Source organism: Deltaproteobacteria bacterium (genome assembly GCA_016234845.1).
Classification (GTDB): Bacteria; Desulfobacterota; Deferrimicrobia; order Deferrimicrobiales; family Deferrimicrobiaceae; genus JACRNP01.
In genome coordinates this window covers 1-4,268 of sequence record JACRNP010000073.1, presented here as the reverse complement: position 1 = coordinate 4,268, position 4,268 = coordinate 1, and the positions used below count along the sequence as shown (strand labels likewise).

Genomic DNA, 4,268 nt, shown 5'->3' with positions numbered 1-4,268 from the left:
GACTTGCCGAAGACGCTTCTGGACTCCGTCGCCGGCCTCGGAAGGGAAGCGGCGAACGAGGCGGCGGCGATGGGACGGGAAGACGCGGGCGCGCTGTACGGCGCGTTGCGGGAACTGGTCCGGAGGTACGAGGATGGCGACTTCCAGCCGGGGATCGGCGTCCTGGCGAACGGGAAGCGGCGGATCCTCCCGTTTCCGTGCCCGGCGGCGGGATTCATCGTCTTCGAGCCGTTCCCGACCGCCAACGAGGCGGCGGACCGGTTCTACTCCGACGTCGCGGAGGCCGCGGAGCTCGCATCGCTGCGCCAGCAGGCGAAGACGCGGATCCTTGCCCTTCTGAAGAAGGAGCGCCACAAGCTGGAAAACGTCGGCGGAGACGAGGAGCGGCTTCTGGAGATGCTTGCGGGGGGAGCGCGCGGCGAAACGCTCAAGGCGAACCTGGGGGCGTTGAAGAAGGGGATGCGTTCGTTCGGCGGCGTCCCGCTCGACCCGGCGAAGAGCCCGGTCGAGAACATGAACCGGTACTTCCACCTCGCCCGGAAGGCGAAGGGGGCGATGGAGATCGTCCGGAGGCGGAAGCGCGAGGTGGCGGAAGGGGTGTACTACCTGGAGACGCTGGAGGAGCAGCTCCACTCCGCCGGGACGAGGGACGAGCTGATCGCGGTCCGGCAGGAGCTGTCGGCGTCGTTCGCGCCGCGCGCGAAACCTTCCCCGAAGAAGAGGCCCGGGCGGAAGGACGCCCCGCGCCCCGTCGCGCCGCAGGTGGAGGCGGTCGAGTTCCGCGGCCACACGATCCTCGTCGGGCGCAACAACGTCGGGAACGACCGGATCGTGAAGGAGCTCTCCGCCCCCGACGACCTGTGGCTCCACGCGCAGGGGATCCCGGGGAGCCACGTGCTGGTAAAGCGTCCGTCCGGAACGGAAACGCCGAAGGAGGTGGTCGAGGAGGCGGCCCGGCTGGCCGTCTTCCACAGCAAGGCGCGCGGGTCGCGGAACGTCCCGGTCTTCCTCGCCGAGGCGAGGCACGTCTCGAAGTTCAAGGGCGCGAAACCGGGGCTGGTCCGGATCGCGAAATACTCCACCGTTCTCGTTCGGTAGGCGTCACTCGACGACGATTTCCATCGGCGTGCCGTTTTTCAGGTTTTCCGAGATCGGGCACCGGGAATCCACCTCGTGGAGGAACCTCTCCTTCTCCTCCCGGGTCATGTCGGCGTCGACGTTCACCCGGACGCGGATCGTCTGGAATCCCGCGCGGCCCTCCCGGGTCTTCCCGAGGAGATAGTCGGTGTCGATGTCCGCTTCGACGTCGACGGTCATCCCCCGCAGCGGAAGCTTCTGCCGGTTGGCGACGATTCTCGCGACGGTACCGACGCACCCGGCGAGCGATGCCAGCTGGACCTGCAGCGGGTTCGGTCCGGTGTCTCCCCCGCCGCCGGTTGTCGGCTGGTCGATCTTCATCACGTGGTTGTCCGCCCTGACCTCGATCCGGTACTTCTCGAACAGCTCCGCCGTCACCTTCACGGTTTTCTGCGGCACTTCGGAATCCTCCCTTCTTTTGTTACCCGTTCGACCGGTTGGTGATCGGCATCCGGCGGTCCTTCCCCAGGGCGCGGGGGGTGATCTTGACGCCGGGAGGCGCCTGGCGGCGCTTGTACTCGCTCCCGTCCACCAGTTTCACGACCCGCCGCACCGCGTCCTCGGGATACCCCGCCGAAACGATCTCGGCGACGCTCTTGTCCTTTTCCACGTACATCGCCAGGATCGGGTCGAGCAGATCGTATTCGGGCAGCGAGTCGGAATCCTTCTGCCCGGGCCGAAGCTCCGCCGACGGCGGCTTGGAGAGCACCCGCTCCGGGATCACCGCGCGGCCGCAGCGAATGTTGTACCAGCGGGAGACGCGGTACACCATCGTCTTGAAGAGGTCCTTGATCACCGCGAAGCCGCCGGCCATGTCGCCGTACAGGGTGGCGTACCCCACGCTCATCTCGCTCTTGTTCCCCGTGGTGAGCACGAGGCTCCCGAACTTGTTCGAGAGCGCCATCAGGATCGTGCCGCGGACGCGGGCCTGCAGGTTCTCCTCCGTGGTGTCCGCCGCGCGTCCCGCGAACGTCTCCGCCAGCGTCCCGGTGAGGGCGGCGAACGCCTCCGCGATCGACAGGTCGAGGCACCGGATCCCGAGGTTCCGGGCCAGCGCGTGCGCGTCCTCCACGCTCTCCCGCGACGTGTACGGCGACGACAGGGTGACGCCGAGAACCCGGGACGGTCCCAGCGCTTCCGCCGCCACCACCGCGACGATGGAGGAGTCGATACCGCCCGATAGCCCGACGATCGTTCCGGGAAACCGGTTCTTCTCGACGTAGTCCCGGGTGCCGGCCACGAGCGCCCGGAAGATCTCCTCCTCCAGCGTCGGGATCGCCGCCACCGGGCCGCCCGGAGACGGTCCGCCGACGTCGCACAGGAGCAGCTCCTCGGAGAACATCGCCGCGCGCGCGATCACCTCGCCCGACGGGCCGATCACCATGCTCCCGCCGTCGAACACCAGCTCGTCCTGCCCCCCGACGAGGTTGCAGTACGCCACCGGCAGGCGGTTGCGCCGCGCGTGCCCCGCCAGCAGGTCGCGCCGAACCTCCCACTTCCCGGCGTGGTACGGCGAGGCGGAGATGTTGAGGATCAGCCCCGCGCCGTCCCGGGCCAGGCGCGCCACCGGGCCGCCGCGCACCCAGACGTCCTCGCACACGGTGATCCCCACCCGCTTCCTCCCGACGGGGAACACCATCGGCGCCTCCCCCCGCCGGAAGTAACGCAACTCGTCGAAGACGCCGTAGTTGGGAAGGTGCATCTTCCGGTAGACGCCGCGCGCGCGGCCGCCCGCGGCGATCCCGGCCGCGTTGTACGCCCTCCCCCGCTCGTCCCGGTCCACGAACCCGACGACCGCCGTGATTCCCGGGACTCCCCGCGCGACTTCACCCCACGCCTCCAGGTTCCGGTCGACGAACGACGTCCGCAGCAGCAGATCCTCCGGCGGGTAGCCGGGGATCGCCATCTCGGGGAAGACGACGAGATCCGCCCCCGCCTCCCGCGCACGCGCGCACCACGCCAGGATCTTCCGGGCGTTCCCCGGGATGTCGCCGACGGTGGTGTTGATCTGGGCCAGGGCGAGTCGAAGGGGCTTGCGCATACCGCCATTCTCTTCGAAAGCGGCGGCAGGGGGAAGCCCCGTTTCCGTGTGATACTATTTCCGCTCCCATGTCCACCCCGACCCCCCTCTACAGCCGGGACTACGTCCTGCTGAACGCCGCCAACCTGACCTTCTCCCTCTACACCACGATCTTCATCTTCCTCCCGGCGTACCTGTACCGTCTCGGGATCCGCGAGGGGGAGATCGGCGTCCTGATGGCCATCGGGACCCTGGTCGGCGTGGCGCTCAAGCCCGGGTTCGGAATGGTCGTCGGGCGGAAGCTCCGCCGGACGTTCCTGTCGCTCGGCGCGATGTTGGCAGGGGCATCCACCGTCCCGTGGCTCTTCGTCGAGGAGCCCGGCGCGGCGCTGTACGCCATCCGCATCGCCCAGGGAGCGTCGTTTTCCATGGTCGCGACCGCCGCGTACGGGTACATCGCCGCGATCGCCCCCGCCGACCGGCGCGCGGAGGCGCTCGGGATCTTCGGGCTCTCCTTCTTTCTCCCCATCTCCGTGGGGGGGTGGATCGGCGAATGGACGATCGCGCGGTACGGCTTCCACGGCATGTTCGCCGCGGGGATCGGGGTGGTCGTCCTCTCCGGGCTGATCCCCTTCTTCATGAGGGAACCCGAATCCCGGGAGCATCCGACCCTGGGCTCCCTGAAGGTCTTCCTCACCCGCCCGTTCTTCGTCCCGAACGCGGCCGGGTTCCTCTTCGGGATGGCGTACGGCTCGATCTTCACCTTCCTCCCCGTCTACCTCGTCGTCCGGAAGTCGGGATCCCTCGGCTCCTTCGTCTTCGTGTACGCCCTGACGGTGATCGCCACGCGGACGCTGGGCCGCAGGCTCCTCGACCGGCTGCCCAGGGAGTGGGTCTCCCTGTGGTCGCTCCTGCTCCTGTGCGTGGGGAACCTCCTGATCCCCGCGGTGGACGGAGGATTGGGCCTTGCCTTGGTGGGGGCGGCTTCGGGGGCGGGACACGGGCTCCTGTTCCCCGCCCTCTCCGCGCTGGTGCTCGACCGGGTGCGGGAGGACACCGGCGGGATGGCGATGACGATGGCGATGTTCACCGCGGCGTTCGACATGGGGCT

The 4,268-nt window shown here is 68.8% G+C and carries 4 protein-coding genes; 2 read left to right on the top strand and 2 right to left on the bottom strand.

The window, feature by feature from the left end:
* The coding region (locus HZB86_05700; protein MBI5905027.1) for a DUF814 domain-containing protein at positions 1 to 1,098 on the top strand (1,098 nt) is incomplete at its 5' end.
* A gap of 3 nt (positions 1,099 to 1,101) precedes the next feature.
* On the opposite strand, the gene HZB86_05695 is transcribed toward HZB86_05700, so the two are convergent.
* Positions 1,102 to 1,536, bottom strand: a complete 435-nt coding sequence (locus HZB86_05695) for an OsmC family protein (protein MBI5905026.1) — start codon at positions 1,534 to 1,536, stop codon at positions 1,102 to 1,104.
* Between the two features lie 22 nt (positions 1,537 to 1,558).
* Positions 1,559 to 3,178, bottom strand: coding sequence for an NAD+ synthase (locus tag HZB86_05690; GenBank protein MBI5905025.1), 1,620 nt, complete (start codon positions 3,176 to 3,178; stop codon positions 1,559 to 1,561).
* A gap of 68 nt (positions 3,179 to 3,246) precedes the next feature.
* Between HZB86_05690 and HZB86_05685 the strand changes: the two genes are divergently transcribed.
* Positions 3,247 to 4,268: MFS transporter (locus tag HZB86_05685; protein ID MBI5905024.1), on the top strand; the 1,022-nt coding region annotated here is incomplete at its 3' end.